Source organism: Paenibacillus sp. KS-LC4 (assembly GCF_036894955.1).
GTDB lineage: Bacteria > Bacillota > Bacilli > Paenibacillales > Paenibacillaceae > Pristimantibacillus.
This window is the reverse complement of sequence record NZ_CP145905.1, coordinates 3,749,916-3,774,099: the sequence shown is the minus strand read 5'-3', so window position 1 is coordinate 3,774,099 and position 24,184 is coordinate 3,749,916. Positions and strand designations below refer to the sequence as shown.

Sequence of the window (24,184 nt, the reverse complement as noted above, 5' to 3'; positions counted from 1 at the left end):
ATGGAAGATCAAATTATAATCGGCAAGGATCATCCGGTCGTCAAGCATCACAAGGCCTACGGTCAAGAGCTGTTTCCTGGATTTGCGTACATCGATCTGCTCTATCAGCTGTTTCGAGAGAGGGGCTATGATTTCGCACAGCTGGAGCTTCTCAATCTTTCCATTTATAACCCGCTGGTCGTGGGGCAGGATCTGAACGTCCTGCTCCGCATTCAGTGCGACGAGACGGAAGCGGGCCGCTGGCACATTCGCGTGGAAGGGCGGGAGCAGCGCAAGGGGGTTTTGTCCTCGGAGCGCAAGCTGCACATCACGGCGGAGATGCATCTGGTCGATACGCTGACGTTCGACGAGGTTATTAATATTAACCGAATTAAACAGACGGCCGCGAGCTTGGCAACGCTTGATTCGTTTTATGCCAAGTGCCGCCGCCAAGAGCTCGTGCATACCGGGTTCATGCTGGCGGACGGCGTGGTCTATGAGGGTGAGAAAGGGGCGTCTTACATCGAGATCGCGCTGGGGGACGAGGCGCTCCGCAGTGCTGAGGGCTTCATGTTCCACCCGACGCTGATTGATGGCAGCGGAGTTGGCACCGGTGTTTTGTTCGACAACACGAACGAGGAGGAGCAGCGGCTGTTCCTGCCGCTATTTTATGAAAAATTTCGCGCCGCCGCACTCCTCGGAGCGAAATGCTGGACGCGTATCGCCAAGCCGGTTGAGCGGAGGAAAGAGCTCAATTGTCTGACGATGGAGTTTTTTGACACGAACGGAAAGAAGATCGCAGAACTGCTCAATTACAAGGGCAAGCTTGTGCGTGGGGAGGGGCTGATCAAATCGGCCCGCAAGGCGGAGGCAGCTGTGGAAGAACAGCCGAAGCCGATGCCAAAGCCAAAATCGAAACCACATTCCCGACCTTCCGTACTAGTCTCAGCTCCTACTCATGCCTCGGGAGGCGTTTCGGGGGCCGAGGAGGCATCCTCATTCCTGCGCCGTTTGATCGCAGAAAAGCTGCGAAGCCCGGAAGAGCAAGTGGCGACAGACGTCGGATACTACGAGATTGGCCTTGACTCTTCGATGCTGCTGGAGGTCGTGACGGCGATTGGCGGCAAGCTCGAAACGCAGCTCATGCCGACGCTGCTGTTTGAGTACACGACGATCATGGAGCTGGCCGAGTACCTTGCTGAGCATCATGCGGATCGCTTTGGCAGCAGTGCAAGCGGAGCGAATCAGACAGGGTGGAGCGGGACTGCGGACGAGCTGTACGAAGCGGAGCGCGAACTGCCAGTGACCAACAGCTATAGCGTGCCGGATGCGGGAGAGGACATTGCGATCATCGGGATGTCCGGCAAGTATCCGCAATCGCGCGACCTTCACGAGTTCTGGGAAAATCTTCTGGCTGGAAAAGACTGTATCACGGAGGTTCCGCAGTCGCGCTGGGAGCGGGAGCGGCTGGAGGGCGTCAAGTCTCCGTCCGGTAAGTCGATGTCGCGGTGGGGCGGTTTTATCCATGATCCGGATCGCTTCGACCCGCAATTCTTCCGCATTTCGCCACGGGAAGCGGAGACGATTGACCCGCAGGAGCGCTTGTTCCTGGAAACCTGCTGGGAAGCGGTGGAAGACGCCGGCTACACCCCGAAGACAGTGGTGACGCCAAAAGGACCGAACAAGCGTCGTAATGTCGGCGTGTTCGTCGGGGTGATGCACAAGGATTACACGTTGATTCAAGCCGAAGCGGTGCGCGACGGACAGCCGCAGCCTTTGTCGCTTAGCTATGCGTCGATCGCGAACCGCGTGTCGTATTTTTGCAATTTTCACGGACCGAGCATGGCGATCGACACCGTCTGCTCGTCTTCGCTGATTGCCGTTCATCTGGCGCTGGAGAGCATCAAGCGCGGCGAGTGTGAAGTGGCGCTGGCCGGCGGGGTAAACCTGTCCCTGCATCCGAACAAGTACATGACGTATGGCATGATGGACATGCATTCCAGCGACGGGTACTGCCACACGTTCGGCAAGGGCGGCGACGGGTATGTGTCGGGCGAAGGCGTCGGAGCGGTGCTGCTTAAGCCGCTGAGCAAGGCGATTGCAGACAATGACCACATTTATGCGGTGGTCAAAGGTAGCACGACCAACCATGTGGGTGCGGTGAGCGGGATTACCGTCCCGAGCCCGGTGGCGCAGGCGGACATGATTCAGGCATGTTTGGAAAAAACGGGTATCAATCCACGTACGATCTCGTATATGGAAGCGCACGGCACCGGCACATCGCTTGGCGACCCGATCGAGATTCAGGGGCTGGTCAAGGCGTTCCGACACTTTACGCCAGGCAAGCAATACTGCTCGATTGGTTCGGTCAAGTCTAATATCGGCCACGGCGAATCGGCGGCTGGCATCAGCGGTTTGCACAAAGTTGCCCTGCAGCTGCATCACAAAAAGCTTGTGCCGTCGCTGCATTCGGTGGAGCTCAACCAATATATTGATCTGGAAAATTCACCTTTTTACGTCCAGCATGTGACGGAAGAGTGGCAGCGTCCGACGCTTATCGAAAACGGTGAGCGGGTCGAATACCCGCGTCGTGCCGGGCTGAGCTCGTTCGGGGCGTACGGCTCGAACGCACACGTGATTTTGGAGGAATACATCCCGTCGCAATCGGTGACGAGCACGGAGGGTCAGGGTGCTGCGCTAGTTCTCCTGTCCGCGAAAAACAAAGAGCGCCTGGTCGCCTATGCGGGCCGCTTGCTAGCGGCTCTGAACAAGAACGAGCAAGCGCAGCGTCAGAATCCGGTGCGGGTGGCTGTGCAAGCTATGGAGCCTGTGCAAGTGCAAGGGATGGAACTGCGATTGGAGGCGGTGATCCGGGAGATGCTCGCGGATCTGATTCACGTGAGGGCAGACGCGTTGGAAGCGGATGTCGAGTGGAGCGAATATGGGATTGAACCGATTCACCTCGCCAAACTGAGCGAGCGTCTGCAAACGGAATTCCAACTGGAGGTCGATCCTAAAGAGCTGCTGGAGCAAGATTCGATCGCGGCGGCGGTGGCCTACATGGCTGGGTCTGAGGGAGCGATTCGGGAAACGGCTGCGGCCGACCTGCATCAAGAGTCTGTCACACTGGCAGAGGAGGCTCTTCAACCGCTCAACCTGATCAACCTTGCCTATACGCTGCAAGTCGGTCGGGAGGCGATGGAGGAGCGCATGGCCTTTGTCGTCAGCGACCTCTCGGAGCTGACACAAAAGCTTGATGCGTATCTGGCAGACCCGGACAGGCAGGCGGGCGTGCATCGCGGCTCCGTCAAGCACAGTAAAGAGACGGTTGCGCTTTTCAGCACAGACGAGGACTCCCGGGAGCTCCTGAACCGTTGGATCGCCAAAGGCAAGCTTGACAAGCTGGCAGATCTCTGGGTTAAAGGCGTGGAGATCGACTGGAATCGCCTCTACCGTCAAGGGCGTCCGCAGCGCATCAGTCTGCCGACCTACCCGTTTGCCAAGGAGCGCTATTGGATTCCCAAAGCTCCGAACAGAGCGACGGAAAAGGTCGTGTTCGAAAAGGCGGATGCGCCGAGCGCGCTTCACCCGCTGCTGCATCAGAACACGTCCGATTTTGCCGAACAGCGCTTCACGTCGACCTTTACTGGAGAGGAGTTCTTCTTGAACGATCATCGGGTGCAGGGCAATCGAGTCCTGCCGGGCGTGGCATATTTGGAGATGGCGCGGGCCGCAGTCGAGCATGCGGTCGGCAGGCTGGTCGAAGGGTCGAGCGAGGTGCAACTGCACAATGTTGCATGGGTTCGCCCGATTACGTTAGGAGAGCAGCCTGTGCAGGTGCACATTGGATTGTTCCCGGAAGAGAATGGCGAGGTCGCGTATGAGATCTACACAGTGGGGCAGGACTCAGAACCTGTGGTGCATAGCGAAGGCCGCGCGTTCCTCGCTTCTCTCACGGCTCCTCCGACGGTCGATCTTGTCTCGTTCCAGAAGCAAGCGTCCGCACAGGTGCTGACATCGGTAGCCTGCTATGAAGCCTTCTCGTTGATGGGCATCGAGTACGGGGAAGGTCATCGGGGTATTCAAGAGCTCTATGTCGGCGCAGGTCTCGTACTGGCTCGACTTGCTCTGCCGTCCGCGCTTACAGCATCCGCCCGCCGATATGTTCTGCATCCGAGCCTGATGGATTCTGCGCTGCAGGCGTCGGTAGGCTTTCTGCTCGGCGCAGGCGGAGACCTCTCGCCGAATCCGATTTTGCCGTTCGTGCTGCAAAAGCTGAAGGTCTACCAAGCCTGCACCTCTGAGATGTGGGCAGTGCTTCGCTACAGTGAAGGCAGCCATGCAGGCGGCGCGGTGGAGAAGCTCGACATCGATCTTTGCGACGAGGCAGGCCGCGTTTCGGTTCGATTCGAAGGCTTTACATACCGTGCGCTGGATGCGACAACGCCGTCCGACCAGGCTGGCACAAACGACCCGTTGGTCGGCAACTTGGCCTTGGCACCAGTATGGGATGTCGTCACGCCGGAACGCGTGCCGCCTTTCCCGGCTTCAGCGGAACGCGTGCTGGTAGTCGGAGGTACTTCGGAGCAGCAGCGTTCCGTGTGCTTGCTCCTTTCGAAAGTGGAATCGCTTGACCTGCGTCCGAGCGATTCCATCGCAGAGATTGGAGGCAAACTGCAGCGTCTAGGCAGCTTCGACCACATTTTCTGGATCGCTCCGCAGCGCGCTATCTCCTCGGTGACTAGCGAGGCGCTGGTCATGGAGCAAGAAGAAGGCGTGCTGCTGCTTTTCCGCACGATTAAAGCTCTTTTGCAAGCGGGATACGAATCCCGCCCGCTGGGCTTAACGGTACTCACGACGCAGGTCCAGCCTCTACACGCACAGGAGCAGGTCAACCCAACTCACGCCAGCTTACATGGCTTCGTCGGTTCTCTGGCGAAGGAGTACCCGCGCTGGAAAATTCGCCTCGTCGATCTCGAAGCGGGCGTCTGGCCGTTGGTTGAATTGCTGCAGCTTCCGCCGGATCGCCGCGGTCGCTCTTGGGTCTATCGAGGCGGTGAATGGTATCGCCAGCAGCTCGTCTCGCTCCAAGCGGGGCGTGCTGACGGCACGCTATACCGACAGGGCGGCGTGTATTTGATAATTGGTGGGGCCGGACGGATCGGAGAAGCATGGACTGAGTACATGATCCGCCGCTACGAGGCGCAGGTCGTCTGGATCGGTCGCCGTCAACCCGATGCCTCCATTCGAGCTAAGCTCGAAGCCCTTGGACGGCATGGCAAGGCCCCGCACTATGTGGCCGCCGATGCGAGCGATGCGGCTTCGCTTCAGCAGGCGCGTGACGAGATCAAGCATCGGTATGGCCGAATTGACGGGATTATCCACTCGGCGATGGTGTTGCAGGACGCAGCGCTGGATCGCATGGAGGAGGAGCAATTCCGCACCGGATTTTCGGCGAAGGCGGATGTCTCTTTACGCATGGCTCAGGTGTTCCGCGACGAGCCGCTTGATTTTGTCCTGTTCTTCTCTTCAATTATCTCGTTCATCAAAAACGCGAGCCAGAGCCACTATGCGGCTGGTTGCACGTTCATGGATGCCTTTGCCCACCAGATGGCCAACGAGATGTCTTGCCGCGTAAAGGTGATGAACTGGGGCTACTGGAACGCCGAGGAGATCGTGCATTCCAAAGAAGGGGAGCTGTTGTCGCAGGTCGGTATCGGATTTGTCGAACCGAAGGAAGCGATGGAAGCTCTGGAGACGTTGTTAACACGCCCGATCGCCCAATTTGGGCTGATGAAAACCACCAAGGCTGTACAGGTCGAAGGGGTGAACGCGACCGAGACGATACAGATCGGGACGGACGTTCTGTCTGCGCTTGCAGATTCGCTGCAAAAGCGGCTGCCAAATCAGAACAGTCGCGTGGAGCGCATGAAGGTGGACGAGAGCTTGGACAAGTCGGACATGGAGAAGCTGCTAGTTCGTTTGCTCGGTGCGCAGCTTCAAGCGCCGCAATTGCAGGATGGAAATGCGGTGCGTGGATTTTACCACAAATGGCTGACGGAGAGCGTTGCTGTTCTGGAGCGCGATCCTGCGCTCAAGTTCGATACATCGGCGCAGGCACTCTGGCAGGAATGGGAAGCGAATAAGCCGTACTGGCTCGCCAACCCGAACCTGAAAGCACAGGTGCTGCTCGTTGAGGCCACCTTGCGCGCCTTGCCGGATATTTTGACCGGCCGCGTGCCGGCGACGGAGATCATATTCCCCAACTCCTCGATGGCGCTGGTGGAGGGGGTCTATAAGAACAACCAGATTTCCGACTATTTCAACGAAGTGCTAGCCGACTCGGTGGTGACCTATCTACAAGAACGAATGACAGACGATCCGGCCGTCTCGCTGCGCATTCTGGAGATCGGAGCCGGCACGGGAGGCACGAGTGCGATGGTCTTCCGCAAGCTGCGGCCGTATCAGGAGCGCATTGCGGAGTACTGCTACACCGACATCTCGCGTGCGTTTCTGCTCCATGCAGAGCGTGAGTACAGGGCTGACACTCCTTATCTCGCAACGAGGATCTTCAACGTCGAAGCCCCGCTCGCCGGACAGGATATTGAAGCGGGGACCTACGACCTTGTCATCGCGACCAATGTTCTGCATGCGACCAAGAACATCCGGCAGACCATTCGCAACGCCAAAGCCGTGCTTCGACCGAACGGTCTTCTTTTTCTGAACGAGATTTCGCAAAATGCGCTGTTCACGCATCTGACATTCGGCCTGCTCGAAGGCTGGTGGCTCTACGAAGATGCACAGCTGCGTATTCCGGGCAACCCGGGACTGTTCCCGGAGGTCTGGGGCAAGGTGCTGGTGAGCGAAGGCTTCTCCAGCGTGCTTCATCCGGCAGAGCAGGCGCATGAGCTTGGCCAGCAAATTGTCGTCGCCATGAGCGACGGCGTCGTTCGCCAGAAGCAGGCAGCGAGGAAAAGCAAGTCGGTGGCTAAGCAAGCGACTAAGCCGCAAGCAGCAAAATCGCAAGCGGTAGCGATTAAGCCATCCCCTGTGCAGGCTACAAACGACGCGCCTTCTCCTCAATCTCTGCGCGAGAAGAGCGTGACGTATCTGAAAGAGCTCGTCAGCGACACGTTGAAGATTCCGGTGTGCAAAATCGACGAGACGGAAGCGTTGGAGGAGTACGGCATCGACTCGATACTCGTCGTGCAACTGACCAATGCTCTGCGCGAGTTGTTTGGGGAGATCAGCAGCACCTTGTTCTTTGAATATCAGACGCTCGGTGAGTTGGCCGACTACTTTGTTAAGGCGCATAAGGATGTATTGCAGAAGGCGATCGGCTTCGACCCCGAACCGTTGAAAGCAGAACCGATTGCGGCTACGGAGTCGGCATTCGTCGCGCCGCTCGCGCGGGCTCTTGCCACGAAGGCTCCGGTTACGAAAGAACGCCTGCGTGAAAACGTCATCGCTTACCTGCAAAATGTGGTCGGTGACACGCTGAAAATTCCGAGTGACCAGATCGACCCAGCCGAATCGCTGGAGGAGTATGGCATCGATTCGATTATTGTCGTGCAGCTGACCAATGCGTTGCGCGAAGGGATCGGGGAGCATTTCAACAGTACGCTGTTTTTTGAATACCAAACTTTAGACTCGCTGGCCAATTATCTGGTCGATACGCAGCACGAGGTGCTTGTTGCAAAGCTCGGGCTGGCCGGGCAGACGGAGGTGCAGCAGACGCCGCATATGGAGGCATCCGTGTTTGCACAGGCGGAGCAAACACGCACGAACCTGACCTTTCGCACGTCCTCCAAGCGCTATCTACAGCGGCAGGTAGAGGCGCCTGTCTTCCGCGAAGTTAGAGCTGAAGAGGCGCCGATGCGCCTGCATGACATTGCGATCGTAGGTCTGGCGGGACGCTATCCGGGCGCTGATGATGTGAACAGCTTCTGGAACAATCTGAAGCAAGGCCGCAGCAGCGTGGGCGAGATTCCGCAAGAACGCTGGAACTGGCAGGACTATTTTGACCCGGAAAAAGGAAAAGCGGGGACGATGTATACCCGATGGGGAGCGTTCCTGAAGGACATCGACAAGTTCGATCCCTTGTTCTTCCAGATCTCCCCTGCCGAAGCGGAGAAGATGGACCCGCAGGAGCGGCTGTTCATAGAGACGGTATACGCGAGTATCGAAGACGCGGGGTATACACCGGGCAATCTGGCGGAGAGTGGCAAGGTCGGGGTGTTCGCCGGGATCATGAACGCTTTTTACCCGACGGGTGCAAACTTCTGGTCGCTGGCGAACCACGTCTCCTATCTCTTTAACTTCCAAGGGCCGAGCATCAATGTGGATACGGCTTGCTCGTCCTCTTTGACGGCGATTCATCTCGCCTTGGAGAGCTTGTACAGCGGCACGAGCGATAGTGCAATCGCAGGCGGGGTCAACCTGATCTCTGATCCGGCGCACTATGTGCGGCTCTCGGCGATGACGATGCTCTCGGCGACAGATGCGTGCAAGGCGTTCGGCGATGGGGCAGACGGCTTTGTCGACGGAGAGGGTGTTGGGGCGATCTTACTGAAGCCGCTGCACAAGGCGATAGCAGACGGCGACCATATTTATGGCGTCATCAAAGGCAGCATGGTTAACGCTGGCGGCAAAACCAACGGCTACACGGTGCCGAACCCGAACGCGCAGTCTCGCGTCATCGCAGATGCTTTGCAGCGTGCGGGCGTTCACCCGCGGACGATATCGTATCTCGAAGCACATGGAACCGGCACGTCGCTGGGAGACCCGATCGAGATTACTGGCCTGACCAAAGCATTTGAAAAAGGAACGGAGGACAAGCAGTTCTGCGCAATCGGCTCGGTCAAGTCGAACATCGGCCATTGCGAGAGTGCTTCAGGCATCGCAGGGGTGACAAAAGTGTTGCTGCAGATGATGCATGGACAGATCGCGCCGACCCTGCACGCCAAGACGCTGAACCCGAACATCAATTTCGGCAAGACGCCGTTTGTCGTGCAGCAGGAATTGGGAGAGTGGCCGCGTCCGGTTCTGGAACTGGATGGGGTTCGTCGAGAATATCCGCGCATCGCCGGGATCTCGTCATTTGGCGCTGGCGGATCGAACGCGCATTTGGTGATTGAGGAATATATCCCGAGCGGAGCACGTCAGACCAAAGATACAGAGCCGGAGCAGCCGGTAATCGTTGTGTTGTCTGCGAAAAATGAGGAGCGTCTGCAGGAAAAGATCCGCCAGCTGCTAGCCTTCGTGGCGGAAGGACGCATCACGGACGCCGATCTGGCGTCCGCGGCCTATACGTTGCAGGTGGGACGCGACAAGATGGAGGAGCGGATGGCTCTCGTGGTCCGATCCTTGCAGGAGCTGACAGATCGTTTGGAAGCGTACGTGCAAGGGCAGGAAAGCATCTCCGGTCTTTACCGTGGTCAGGTCAGGCGCGGCAAGGACAAATCGAGCCTCGGTAACCTTGCATCTGATACGAGCAATTGGATCCAGAATCATCAGCACGCCAAGCTCGCCGAACATTGGGTTCTTGGTGGCAGCATTGATTGGGACAAGCTGTATCAACCCGCTCCGCAGCGCATTAGCCTGCCTGCCTATCCGTTCGCCAAAGAGCGCTACTGGATGTCCAAGGAGAAGGAGATGGCAGACAGCGGGCGCCGTTCGTCCCACGCGAGGAACATGGCGCTTCACCCGATGCTTCACCGCAACACGTCCGACCTGACCGAGCAGCGATTTACTTCGACCTTCACAGGGGAGGAGTTCTTCTTGGCCGACCATATTGTGCAAGGCCAGCGCATGCTGCCAGGCGTTGCTTATCTGGAGATGGCACGCGAAGCTGTTGAACGGGCGGCCGCTTCTGTGAAAGATGGAAAAGACGGCCTGCGCCTGAAGCATATTATCTGGGCAAGCCCGCTTCTCCTCGGGGAGCGGCCGCTGGATGTGCATCTGAGCCTGTTCCCAGAAGCGGATGGCGAAATCGGGTTTGAGGTCTATCGCGAGGAGGAGGCAGGTCAGGAGCCGATTATTCACTCGCAAGGGCGTGCGGTTTGGAAGTCATTTGAAGCCATACAAAGCCTTGACCTCGAAACTTTGCAGTCCCAGTGCTCCCTTAAGACGCTCGATGCCTCTTCGTTCTACTTGATGTTTGAGTCGCTTGGCATCGAATACGGGCTGGCACATCGCTGCGTTGAGCGCGTGGATCTGGGCACGGATCAAGCGCTCGCCCGTCTTGTGCTGCCGGCTTCCGTCGAGCAAGCAACCTCGTTTGTGCTGCATCCGAGTCTGATGGATTCGGCCTTGCAGGTTACGCTGGCTCTGCTGTCCGGAAGTGCCGACATCAAGCGTCCGGCTCTGCCGTTCGCGTTGGAGGAAGTGGACATCCTCGGTTCGTGCACAGAGGAGATGTGGGTGCTCGTGCGCCGCAATGCTAGCAGTCGTCCGGGGGACAAAGTGCAGAAATTCGACCTTGCCCTCAGCACCACAGAAGGCGAAGTCCGCGTTCGCATCAAGGGCTATTCCGCACGGCAACTGGAGGATGGGCGCGGCCGGGAAGGAACGCTGATGCTGCTGCCAAGCTGGACGGAGCAGCCGGTCGGCGAGCTGACACAACAGCCGAGCTACAGCCAGCGCTTGGTGCTCCTCTGCGACATGGAGGCAGACGTGCACGACGCTCGCTGCAAAGCTTTACGCTCGGATACATCCGATCCGGCGGCGCGTTATGAAGCGCATGCGACCCAAGCGTTCCGAGAGATCAAAGCTCTGCTCCAGCAGAAGCCCAAAGGCCAAGTGCTCGTGCAAATCGCAGTCAGCACCGAGCCGGAGCATCGCTTGAGCGCAGGACTTTCCGCTTTGCTGCGAACGGCATCGCTAGAAAATCCGAACCTGCTTGGGCAGTTAATCGAGCTGGAGCGTACGTCCGATGCGAGGGAAGTGGTCACTCGCCTGCAAGAGAATCTCTACCGCTTGGAAGACCGTCACGTTCGCTATCAAGATGGCAAGCGCTGGGTGGCAGGCTGGAGTGAAGCGAAGGTCTCCTCGCAGGAGGCGCACATCCCGTGGAAAGATGGTGGAACTTACTTAATCACGGGCGGTGCAGGTGGTCTCGGCCTGATTGTGGCCCGGGAGATCGCGCAGCAAGTCAGCGGCGCAACCTTGTATCTCACTGGTCGTTCTGTTCTTGGAACGGCACAGCAGGCCGCGATGCAGGAGCTGCAAGCGACAGGTGCTCGCATCGAGTACAAGTGTGTGGATGTGACCGACAGAGCGCAGGTTGTGCGCCTTTTTGACGCCATCCGCGCCGACTCCGGCAAGCTGGACGGCCTCGTTCATAGCGCCGGCGTGCTTCGCGACAACTTCATTCTAAAGAAAACGGAAGCCGAACTGGCTGAAGTGCTGGCTCCCAAAGTGGCGGGTTTGGTTAATCTGGATCAAGCGAGCAGCGACATGCCTCTCGATTTCTTCGTCACCTTCTCGTCGATCGCCGGTGTGCTCGGCAATCCAGGCCAAGCGGACTACAGCATGGCGAATGCCTTCTTGGATGCATATGCGAAGTATCGCAATGGGCTGGTGGCAGCCAAGCAGCGCCAAGGTTGCACGCTGTCGATCAACTGGCCGCTCTGGCAGGACGGAGGTATGCGCTTGGATGCCGAGACGAAGCGAGCCTTGCAAGAGCAGCTAGGCATGACCGCGATGCCGAGCTTAAGCGGCGTACAGGCGCTGTATCAGAGCCTTGCGGTGGAACATGATCAGGTTGTCGTGTTTCACGGCGACATGAGACTGCTGCGGGCCTCCCTGCTGGAGCAGCCGCAAGAGAAGGCAGTTCCGACTGCATCGGCTTCTGCGCTGAGCACGTCTTCGGTGTCGGAAGAGATTCTGCGGGACAAGTCGATTCTCTTTTTCAAAAAAATGCTATCGACCGTCCTGAAGATGCCGACGGCCCGCATCGAAGCGGATGCGCCGCTTGAGGACTATGGCATCGATTCGATTATGGTCATGCAGATGACCAACCAGCTGGAAAAAACGTTCGGTTCGCTACCGAAAACCTTGTTCTTCGAATATCAAAATATCGAAGATCTGACCGGGTACTTCATCGACACCTATCTGGAGCCGTTGAAAAAGCTGCTCGGTGTCGAGATGCCGACAGAACAGTCTGCTTTGGCAGCCGCTGAGCCATTCGCCTCGTCCGAGCCGATGGCAGAGCGGGAAGCGCCTGTGCACAGCAAGCGAGGGAGAGACCGTTTCGTACAAGCTGCTTTAAAGGTGCGTGCAAACGAGCCTACAGATGAAGGAACTTCTAATGAAAAACCGCTGGATATCGCGATCATCGGCGTATCCGGCCGCTATCCGGAGGCGCAGAACCTGAGCGAGTTTTGGAAAAACCTGCGCGACGGTCGGAACTCGATTACGGAGATTCCGGCTGATCGCTGGGATCACAGCCTATATTACGACGCAGATAAGCGCAAACCGGGCAAAACGAACAGCAAGTGGGGCGGCTTCCTCCAAGATGTAGACAAATTCGATCCGCTGTTCTTCAACATCTCCCCTCGCGATGCGGAGTTCATGGACCCGCAAGAGCGGTTGTTCCTGCAGACCGTCTATGAAGCGATGGACGATGCGGGCTACACCCGCGATGCGCTCGCCAAGCACCGCTCCTACGGGCTTGATGGCGATGTCGGGGTGTTCGTTGGCGTAATGTATGAAGAGTATCAGCTGTACGGGGCGCAGCAGACGCTGCTAGGCAAGCCGATGGCGCTTGCAGGCAACCCGTCTTCGATCGCCAATCGCGTGTCCTACTTCTTGAACCTGCACGGGCCGAGCCTGGCGGTCGATACGATGTGCTCTTCGTCCTTGACTGCGATTCATCTCGCATGCCAGAGCTTGCTGCATGGTGGGTGCGAGGTGGCGATTGCCGGCGGCGTCAACGTGTCGTTGCATCCGAACAAGTACCTGCTGCTCGGGCAGAACAACTTCGCGTCGAGCAAAGGGCGCTGCGAGAGCTTTGGCGAAGGCGGAGACGGATATGTGCCGGGCGAAGGCGTGGGCGCTGTGCTGCTCAAGCCGCTGGGCAAAGCGCTGGAAGACGGAGACCAGATCTACGGCGTGCTGAAAGCGTCCGCCATCAACCACGGCGGCAAGACCAACGGCTATACAGTCCCGAATCCGAACGCGCAGGCGAGCGTGGTCGGCCGTGCCTTTAAAGAGGCCGGCATAGATCCGGGCACGCTGTCCTATGTGGAAGCGCATGGCACCGGAACGTCGCTAGGCGACCCGATTGAGATCGCTGGTCTTACCAAGGTGTTCCAACAATCACGTATCAGCGGCCAGAAATGCGCGATCGGTTCGGTGAAATCGAACATCGGGCATTCGGAGAGCGCTGCGGGCATCGCCGGTCTGACGAAGGTGCTGCTGCAAATGAAACATCGTCAGCTCGTGCCTTCTCTGCATTCAGCCGTGCTCAACCCGCACATCGACTTTGACCGTACGCCGTTTATCGTCCAGCAGGAGCTGGCGGAATGGAAGCGGCCTGTGATCGACGGGCGGGAAGTGCCAAGGAGAGCAACTGTAAGCAGCTTTGGCGCGGGTGGTTCCAATGCCTGCCTCTTGCTGGAGGAATACGTTCCCAAAGCGGAGATTCACGTGCAGCGGAAGGTGACCGCAGAGAACCCGGCGGTCGTTGTGCTGTCGGCCAAAGAAGAGCCTCGCCTTATCGAGAAGGCAAAGCATCTCCTGACCGTTTTGCAAGAGGAAGCGTTCACCGAAGCCGACCTTGTCGATATCGCCTACACCTTGCAGGTCGGGCGAGAAGCGATGGAGGAGCGGTTGGCCCTGACGGCTTCGAGCGTTGGGGAGTTGGTGGAAAAGCTGACGGGCTTCCTGAATGGGGAGGATGATATTGACGGCTTGTACCGTGGTCAGCTCAAAGGCAACAAAGAAACCCTGTCCTTGTTTGCGGCCGATGAAGACTTGCAGGCGGCGATCGAGGCGTGGGTGAGCAAGCGCAAGTATGCGAAGCTGCTCGACCTGTGGGTCAAAGGATTGGCGTTTAACTGGAGCCAGCTCTACGAAGAAAACAGGCCGCGGCGCATCTCCCTGCCGACCTACCCGTTCGCTAAGCAGCGCTGCTGGGTGGAGCCGCTGATCGAGAATCAGGGAGTGGCTTCCTTTGCACCGCAAACTTCGAGTGCAGAAGCAAATGTTCTACACGATGAGCAAGGTGAGGTACTGTCACTGGTGCCTGTTTGGGATGCGCTTCCCTTGGAGCAAGGCCCCTTGTACCCATCCCCGCTCGATCAGATCGCCATCGTAGGCGGCACGCCGGAGCAGCAGCAAGCGATCCAGCAATATTTGCCGAACGCGCGCGAGCTTGACATCAAGCCGGGGGAGAGCGTGGAGGACATCGCCAGCAAGCTGCAGGCGCGCGGTGCGCTTGATCACATTTTCTGGATCGCGCCCGACCGTTCTTCTGACGGGCTGGAGCTGGAGGAGGTTATCACCAGACAGCATGAAGGGGTTATGTTTGCCTTCCGCCTAATCAAAGCGGTGCTTGAGCTCGGGTACGGAGCTCGAAGTCTTGGCTGGACGGTGCTGACGACGCAGACGCAGGCTCTGTACCGGGAAGAGACGGTCAGCCCGGTTCACGCAGGCTTGCATGGCCTGATCGGCTCGATGGCCAAGGAGTATCCAAACTGGAACATTCGCTTGGTTGATCTGGACGTAGAGGAGGCATGGCCGCTGCCCGACATGCTCACAATCCCGGCAGACCCGCAAGGGGATGCATGGGTCTATCGAGGTCGGCAATGGCATCGCCAGCAATTGGTGGAGCTGAGTTGCCCACAGCCGGATCAGACGATCTATAAGCCTGGCGGCGTATATGTGGTGATCGGCGGAGCTGGCGGCATCGGCGAAGTCTGGAGCGAGTACATGATCCACACTTACGCGGCGCAGATCGTCTGGATCGGCCGGCGCTTGCAGGATGCCGCCATTGAAGCCAAGCGGTTCGCCCTGTCCAAGCTGGGGCCTGCACCTCACTACATCGCGGCGGATGCGACGGATCGACAGTCGCTGGGGCGCGCCTATGAGGAGATCAAGGCCCGCTACGGACAGGTAGACGGGATCGTACACTCCGCGATCGTGCTGGCGGACAGCAGCCTAGCCAACATGGTGGAGGATCAGTTCCGCGCCTCGCTCGCAGCCAAGGTAGATATCAGTATCCGCATGGCGCAGGTGTTTGGCGAAGAACCGCTCGACTTCGTGCTGATCTTCTCCTCGGTGAACGCATTTCTCAAAGCGGCAGGCCAAAGCAACTATGTGGCCGGCTGCACCTTTACCGATGCGTTCGCGCATCGGCTCGCACAGGAATGGCCTTGTGCCGTGAAAGTGATGAACTGGGGCTACTGGGGCTCGGTCGGGGTCGTCGCAGCTCCGGCCTATAAGGAACGCATGACTCAGGCGGGGATCGGCTCGATCGAGCCGCCTGAGGGCATGCAGGCGCTGGAGGCGCTGCTGGCAGGTCCGATGGATCAGATGGCGCTGATGAAGATTTTGAATTAGATGAAAGCGTCCCTCTTCCTGCTTTGGAAGGGGGGCGCTCTCTATTATGCAAAAGATAGGAAAGCAAATCACCTGACTTGAGGGGGCAAAATCATGAACCGGTATCTAGGCAAAAGAGCAGGAGACATCATCACCGTCTACCCGCATAAGCATCCCTCCATTGTGAAACAGATCCGCAAGGAGTTCGTGTTTGATGATGCCACCCTCCTTCGCGTCTGGGGGGAAGGCAGCCGTGATCGCGAGGAGCTGAATGAACTCCTATGTCGTCTGCTCGGGGCGCAGCTGCGCGAAATGGGACTGCATCCGGCCAAGAGCCCGGCTCGCATGTTCGTAGCCGACTTATATAACAAGTGGTACGAAGAAAGCCTAGCCTTCTTGACCCGTTATGGGTATCTTAGCTTCGACGCATCGTTGGAAACGCTCTGGCAGGAGTGGGAGACTAGAAAATGTCGTTGGCTGGAAAAAGCGGAGCTCAAGGCGCAGGTCGTGTTGGTCGAGACGACGATGCGCGCACTGCCGGACATTCTTACGGGCAAGCAGGCGGCGACAGACATTCTGTTCCCTGATGCCTCGATGAAGCTGGTGGAAGGCGTGTATAAATTAAACGCAATCTCCGACGGCTACAACGAAGTATTGGCCGACATGGTGGTCCTCTACCTACAGGAATGTTTGAAAAACGATCCGGCGGCGCGCATCCGCATCTTGGAGATCGGAGCCGGAACCGGCGGGACGAGCGCAATGGTGTTTGACAAACTGCAACCTTATCAGCAGCACGTCGAAGAATATTGCTACACGGATATTTCCAAAGCTTTTTTGCTCCATGCCGAACGAGAGTATGCTCCGAAGGCTCCGTATCTCACCTATCGAGTGTTCAATGTGGAGGAGCCGATCTCCGGTCAGAAACTGGACGCGGGAGCGTATGACCTCGTATTGGCGACCAACTGCCTGCATGCCACCAAGAACATTCGCCAGACCTTGCGTAATGCCAAGGCGGTTCTAGCAAAAAACGGCCTCTTGCTGCTCAACGAGATGAACCGCAATTCGCTGTTCACGCACTTGACCTTCGGCCTGCTCGATGGATGGTGGCGGTATGAGGATGCGGAGCTGCGCATGCCGGGTTGCCCGGGCTTGTCTTCGGAGGCCTGGTCCTCGGTGCTGAAAGCGGAAGGGTTTCGCGCGATCAATCATCTAGCGCAAAAGGCGCACGATTTCGGTCAGCAGATCATCGTGGCGGAAAGCGACGGGGTGGTGCGACAGAAACAGAGGCAAGGGCAGGTGGCGGCTCCCGCCGCAGCGAAGTTGCCAAATACGGAGGTCCCCGTTGTGTCGAGAGAAGCAGGCGCGGCTCCAGCATCCGAGGTGATGGAAGCGCTGATCGAGGAACAGGTGAAGAATGCGATTAAGGACCAGCTCTTCTCTTCGTTAAAAGTGGACAGGTATCGGATTGATTCCGACAAATCGTTTGCCGATTATGGTCTGGATTCGATTACGGGTGTTCATCTGGTTCAAGCTTTGAACGACAAGCTGTCGGTCGGGTTGAAGACGACGCACCTGTTCGATTACAGCTCGGTCAACCAACTCGCTACTTACATGCTCAGGCAATACAAAGAAGCGCTTGCTGCAGCGTTTGCTCCCGCCAAGCCTCAACTATCGTCGGCGACCTTAGCGACTGCAATCGTAAATGAGCCTTCAATTGCAAATACAATGGCATCGGCGGCAACATGGGGGCAAACGGCAAGAGCTCAAGCTGTCGTTTGGCAAGGCGCTAGAGAAGGGGCTAGAGAAGGGGATCGCGAAAGTGATCGAGAAAGTGCTCAAGAAGGCGGTCGAGAAGATACGGGGGAAAAGATCCCCGAACAAGGCGGAAATATTAATGCGATTGCAATCGTCGGTATGAGCGGGCGTTTTTCGAAGTCGGGGGACCTCGGAGAGCTGTGGGAGCATCTGGCGAACGGAGACGATCTCGTGGGACCGGTAACGCGATGGGATCTTCGCTCTTATTATGCGGAGGGAACACGCTTCTGCAACGAAGGTGGATTCCTTGATGACATACATAGCTTCGATCCGCTGTTCTTCCACATCTCGGGCGTTGAAGCGATGTACATGGACCCGCAGCAGCGCATTTTCCTTGAAGAGTGTTGGAAAGCGCTCGAGGTAGCTGGTTATGCCGGCGACGCGGTGAAAGGGGCCTCCTGCGGGGTGTATGTCGGGATCAACGGAGGCGACTACCAGCAGTCGATGGTTGAACAGGCGCCAGCACAAGCAATGTGGGGCAATGCCGCCTCAGTGATCCCGGCGCGTATTTCATATTTCCTAGACCTTCAAGGTCCGGCGGTCGCGGTCGATACGGCTTGTTCGAGCTCGCTTGTCTCCATCCACTTAGCTTGCCAAGGGTTGCGGTCGGGGGAAACGGACATGGCGTTGGCCGGCGGCGTTTTCATCCAGAGCTCGCCGCGTTTCTACTTGACGGCAGAGCGTGCGAGCATGCTCTCGTCGACAGGGCGCTGTCATACGTTCGATGATCAAGCGAACGGATTCGTACCGGGAGAAGGCGTGGGGGTCGTCGTCCTCAAACGACTGAAGGACGCGCTCGCCGACCGGGATCATATATATGGCATAATTCGAGGCTCGGCGCTCAACCAGGACGGCACAACGAACGGGATCACCGCTCCCAGCGCCAATTCGCAAGAGCGCCTAGAGCGCGAAGTCTACGAGAAGAATGGGATCAACCCGGGGGAGATTCAACTGGTCGAAGCGCATGGCACCGGAACGAAGCTCGGCGATCCGATCGAGTTCGAAGCCTTGACTCGCGCCTTCCGCGCCTACACGAATCGCAAGGAATATTGCGCGCTCGGTTCGATCAAAACGAACATCGGACACGCAGCTGCGGCGGCCGGGGTCGCCGGGTTGCTCAAAATTCTGCTTGCGCTGGAGCACAAGCAGCTGCCGCCCTCGCTTCATTTTGATGCGTGGAATGCAAACATCGAGCATCAAGGCAGCCCGTTTTATGTGAATACTAAGCTTCGGGACTGGAGCATCGAGCCGGGGAGCAGGCGCCGAGCGGCAATCAGCGCCTTCGGGTTCAGCGGCACCAACGCACATATGGTGATCGAGGAACCGCCGGAGCCTGTTCGGCAGCCGATTGACAGAGCCGGGCATCTAATCGTGCTGTCCGCTCGCACCGCCGAACAGCTTCGCAAGCAGGTGCAGAATCTGATCGCCTTCTGCGAGCAGGAACCGAATGCGGAATGCGGCAACATCAGCTACACTTTGCTCGTCGGGCGCAGGCATCTGCCTCACCGCTTGGCCTGTGTTGTACGCGATGTGCCGGAACTCGTCAAGTCGCTGCAAAAATGGCTGGAGACGAGAACAGTCGCAGGGGTGTTTTATGGCGAATTGCTTGAGAATGAACTTCGGGAGCAGCCCTCGCTCAAACGCTACGGCGGCCAGTGCATCGAAAACTTTTGCCATGGTGCCCAAGGGGCAGACCAGCTCGAACAGCTCGCGGCCGTGGCCGATATGTACGCACAAGGCTATGCTCTGGAGTACGGACGCCTGTTTGAAGGGCTGCCTTATGCGCGCATCCCGCTGCCGACCTATCCGTTTGCCAAGGAGCGGTATTGGAAGCCGGAGGATTCGGCACAGTCTGTCGCGAAAGCAGGCGGTATAAATTTTCGCATGCTCCATCCGTTGCTTCACGAAAACATTTCGGTGCTGGAAGAGCAGCGTTATACGTCTATTTTTACAGGAAAAGAATTCTTCCTTGCCGATCATGTGATCAACGGACAGCGGATTTTGCCGGGCGTGGTCCATCTTGAAATGGTCCGCGCAGCTCTAGAGCTGGCGGCAGGAGCGAGCGAAGAAGGCAGCTCATGGCGCTTGCAGCATGTGGGCTTCGTAAGCCCGATCCTCGCAGGGAACGGGCCGGTTGAGGTTCAGGTAGGGCTGCGGGCAGAGGAGGCCGAGGCGATTTCCTATGAAGTCAGAGACGGGCGAGGGACTGTCGTACACAGCCAAGGCCGGGCGAGACGCTTGGGTAAGGTAGATGCTCCTGCCGTCGATCTCACCACTTTACAGACGGTCTGCTCGCAGAACCGAATCAGCGCTTCCGAGTTGTATGAGCTTTTCCGCCAAGCCGGGCTGAACTATGGGCCGGCACACCGAGGGGTCGAGAGCCTGTCGATTGCGGAGGGGCAGGTGCTGGCGAGGTTGTCGCTGCCCGATTGTGTGGCCGACACAGAGAGCCGCTACGTCTTGCATCCGAGCCTCATGGACGCAGCGCTGCAGGCCGCGATTGGCCTAATGCTCGGCACTGCATCATTCAAGCCGCAAGTGCCCTTCGCGTTGGAGGAAGTCGAGATATACGGCCCGTGTACACCCTCGATGTGGGCCGTGGTGCGCCGCAGCGAAGGCAGCAGAGCGGAAGACAAGGTGCAGAAGTTCGACGTGGACGCTTGTGACGAAAATGGTCAGGTGCGCGTGCGCTTGAAAGGCTACACCTCACGTGTGTTGGAAGAGGAAGCCGGGGGACACGAGCCGGGGGCACACTTGCTGCAGCCGGCCTGGAAGCAGCAGGGCATCGCTCACAAGACGCTCCCTCCTGCCCTGTCGCAGCATCTGGTGCTGCTCTGCGAGCTGACTGCACCTCTCGTGCTCGGTGGGCAGATTAAGGCGCTGCAATCGGATCTTCAAGACATCGCAAGCCGCTACCAAGCGTATGCGGTGCGCGTGTTCGAAGAGATCCAGACCCTTTTGCGCAGCAAGCCACAAGGCAAGGTGCTGGTGCAAGTCGTGGTGCCCGCCGACGGAGAAGGTCAAGTCTTCAGCGGCCTTGTCGGACTGCTTCGCACCGCCCGCCGCGAGAACCCGAACCTGATTGCACAACTGATCGAGGTTGAGAACACGACCGATTTGGAAAGTAAGCTTTTGGAAAATTGTCATTCTCTGCAAGATGATTGCATCCGCTACCGATACGACCAGCGCTGGGTTGCTTATTGGGACGTGGCGGAAGTCTCGCAGCAGACGTTCCACATCCCGTGGCGAGATGGCGGCGTCTACCTTCTGACCGGAGGTGCGGGAGGGCTCGGCCTGATTTTTGCCAAAGAGATTGCGAGCAAAGTCAAGGCTCCGAGACTAATCCTCATCGGCCGCTCCCCCTTGGGCCTGCGGCAGCAAGCGGCTCTGCAAGAGCTGAAAAACCTCGGCGCGCTTATCGAGTACCGACAGGTCGATGTGACGCGGGAAAAGGAAGTCGCCAGCCTGTTTGAGGAGATCCGCGTGCACTATGGCACCCTCCAAGGCATCCTGCACGGAGCGGGCGTGATCCGCGACAACTTCATCATCCGCAAAACCGGGCAGGAGATGCAGGAGGTGCTGGCTCCCAAAGTGAGCGGTTTGGTCCACCTCGACCATTCGAGCATTGGGCTGCCGCTGGACTTCTTCGTGCTGTTTTCCGCTGTGGCCGGCTGCCTCGGCAATCCGGGGCAGGCCGATTATGCGGCGGCCAACGGATTTTTGGATGCTTATGCTGCCGAGCGCAATCGTCTGGTCGCTCGCGGGCAACGCCAAGGCCGTACGCTTGCAATCGACTGGCCGCTTTGGCAAGACGGCGGAATGCAGGTGGATGCAGAGACGGCACAGTGGATGAGAGAGCATACGGAGCTGGTCCCGCTGGAGAGCCAGAACGGGATTCGGGCTCTCTATCAGGGCTTGGCCAGCGGGTGCGATCAGGTGATGGTGGTGCAAGGCGACCTCGCCCGAATTACGGAAAAGCTGCATCCGCTGTTCGCCGCCCCTGCTGCCCGCCCGGTTAACAGCGTGGCTAGCCATGTGGAGGACAGAGTGCTGCAGATCGCCTCGGACTTGCTACAGGTCAGAGCTGATGAACTGGATGTCGAGGCCGAGTGGTTCGACTTCGGGATTGATGCGTTTCTGGTAATTGAGCTGGCCAATCGTCTGAGCGAGGAGTTCGGTCTTGTTCTGCCGCCGAGCACCTTCTCGGAGCTGCCGACGATTCAGCAGGTGATTGAGCTGCTGAGAGGCGAGACCGACAAGCAGGTTCCCACAGCACTGAGCCCGACTGCCAAGGAAGAGGGGGATCTGGCGAGAGCAGCGGCCGATTTTTTCAAAAAGCAGCTGTCCTCCGTTCTGGGAGTTCCGGCTGAGAGCATCGAAGCGTCTAGGCCGCTGGAAGTGTACGGCATTGACTCAATCATGGTGATGCAGTTAAACCAACAATTGGAAAAAACCTTCGGTATGTTGCCGAAGACGCTGTTTTTCGAGTACCAAAACATTCGCGATCTGACCGGGTACTTTTTGAAAAATCACCGTACGCATCTAATCGACCTGCTCGGGATTGAGGAGCGACCGACAGAGCGTGCATCGGTTTCGGTGGCAGCGCCTGTGCGGAAGGCTTTAACGCCTGTTCGCGCGGCGGTCAACGAGCAGGTCAAGCAAAGCGGCGCGCTTGACATCGCGATCATCGGGCTGTCCGGGCGCTATCCGCAAGCAGATGATCTGGAGGCATTTTGGAACAACCTGCGCGAGGGTCGGGACTCGATTACCGAGATTCCGAAGGAGCGCTGGGATCACAGCCTGTATTATGACCCGGATCGCAGCAAGCGTGGCAGCACGTACAGCAAGTGGGGCGGGTTCTTGTGCGATGTCGACAAGTTCGACCCGCTGTTTTTCAACATTGCACCTCGGGAAGCTGAGATTATGGACCCGCAAGAGCGTTTGTTCCTACAGTCCGTGTATGAGGCGATGGAGGATGCGGGCTACACTCGCGACACACTCGTGTCGGGCGGGGAATCGGCCGAGGAGCGCAATGTCGGAGTCTACGTCGGGGTGATGTACTCGGAGTATCAGCTCTATGGAGCGGAGGAGACGCTGCGGGGCCGTCCGATGGCCTTGTCCGGCAACCCGTCGTCGATCGCCAACCGCGTGTCCTATTTCTTCAACTTGCATGGCCCGAGTCTTGCGGTTGATACGATGTGCTCCTCGTCGCTCACGGCCATTCATCTGGCCTGCCAGAGTCTGGAGCAAGGCGATTGCAAGCTTGCTGTCGCTGGCGGGGTCAATCTGTCCTTGCATCCGAACAAGTACCTGATGCTCGGCCAAGGCAAGTTCGCGTCGAGCAAAGGACGCTGTGAAAGCTTTGGTGAAGGGGGCGACGGGTACGTGCCGGGTGAAGGCGTCGGAGCTGTACTGCTCAAACCGCTCGCCACGGCGCTAGAGGATGGTGACCAAATCTACGGTGTGATCAAGGGAACGGCGGTCAATCACGGCGGAAAAACCAATGGCTACTCCGTACCGAATCCGAATCTGCAAGCTCGAGTGATCGGGCGCGCGTTCAAAAAGGCAGGCATTCACCCGCGCTCCCTCTCTTACTTGGAAGCGCACGGCACGGGAACGACGCTGGGCGACCCGATCGAGATCGCCGGATTGATGAGAGCCTTCGAAGAAGACACGACAGACACGCAATTTTGCGCGATCGGATCAGTCAAATCGAACATCGGGCACTGCGAGAGTGCGGCTGGCATCGCGGGCCTTACCAAAGTGCTGCTGCAGATGAAGCATCGCCAGCTAGTGCCTTCTTTGCACGCAGACATGCTGAATCCGAACATCGACTTTGGTCAGACACCGTTCTTTGTGCAGCGGGAGCTGACGGAGTGGAAGCGCCCGCTGCTGGAGGTGGACGGCGAGCTTCGCGAGGTGCCGCGCATCGCTGGCATTTCCTCGTTCGGAGCGGGAGGTTCCAATGCTCATCTTGTGATTGAGGAGCATGTGCCGAATGCAGCACCGCGAGCGGCTGCTCGTATTGCGGAGCACCGACCGGCGCTGCTCGTACTGTCAGCCAAAGACGAGCAGCGTTTGCACGAGCAGGTGCTGCGCCTGCAGGCGGTGATCGACAGACAGGTCGTGACGGATGACACGCTCGTCGATACGGCCTATACTTTGCAGGTGGGGCGCGAAGTGATGGAAGAGCGGCTCGCCGTGGTGGCAACCTCCGCACAGAACCTGCAGCAGAAGCTGTCCGATTATCTGCAAGGTCGTCCGGCGCTTGGCGCGGTTTTCCGCGGTCAAGTCAAAGGATCGACAGACAGCTCGCAATCGTTCGCGGCGGATCAAGATATGCAGGAGCTCGTGATGAAATGGTGGCAGAGCGGCCAGCTTGCCAAGCTGGCCGACCTCTGGGTCAAGGGCCTTCGTGTGGAGTACGGTTCTTTGTATGGTGCGGAGAGACCGCATCGCCTCTCGCTACCGACTTATCCGTTTGCCCGTGAGAGATGCTGGGCGGTGGAGGGGTCAAGTTTTGACGAAGGGTTCTATGAGCAGATTCTGGACGAGATGATGGACGAAGCGATCACCCTCGAAGAAGCCCTTCTGAAAATCAGCAGCGCCCTAATTCCGAATTGATCTCTTGACTAAATGAATGTTGCGAGATTAGTATTAGATATAAGATGGTAAATGATGGCATGTTTGAAACAAACTTCTTGTTCGCTCTCCAATCGATGTTGCGGCGCGTTGGCGGGTGTAAGAAGCACATCCAATTGCATGGTGTCGTGTGCATGTGGGCAGATGACATGGGAAGAGTATGTCCGCATGACATATTTTCATAGCCGAACGCAAGAAAAGGGGG

General features: G+C 58.0%; 2 protein-coding genes. Both read left to right on the top strand.

The annotated features are described in order from the left end of the window. Window positions 1–15,543, top strand: a complete 15,543-nt coding sequence (locus tag V5J77_RS15775; RefSeq protein ID WP_338551794.1) for an SDR family NAD(P)-dependent oxidoreductase — start codon at window positions 1–3, stop codon at window positions 15,541–15,543. Window positions 15,544–15,636: 93 nt separating this feature from the next. Then, a complete protein-coding gene (locus V5J77_RS15770; RefSeq protein WP_338551793.1) occupies window positions 15,637–23,961 on the top strand; it encodes an SDR family NAD(P)-dependent oxidoreductase in 8,325 nt (2,774 codons plus the stop codon). Window positions 23,962–24,184 lie beyond the last annotated feature (223 nt).

Excerpts from the sequence above, each read along its gene's own strand:
- V5J77_RS15775 (WP_338551794.1), top strand. The coding sequence starts at position 1 with ATGGAAGATCAAATTATAATCGGCAAGGATCATCCGGTCGTCAAGCAT.
- V5J77_RS15770 (WP_338551793.1), top strand. The coding sequence starts at position 15,637 with ATGAACCGGTATCTAGGCAAAAGAGCAGGAGACATCATCACCGTCTAC.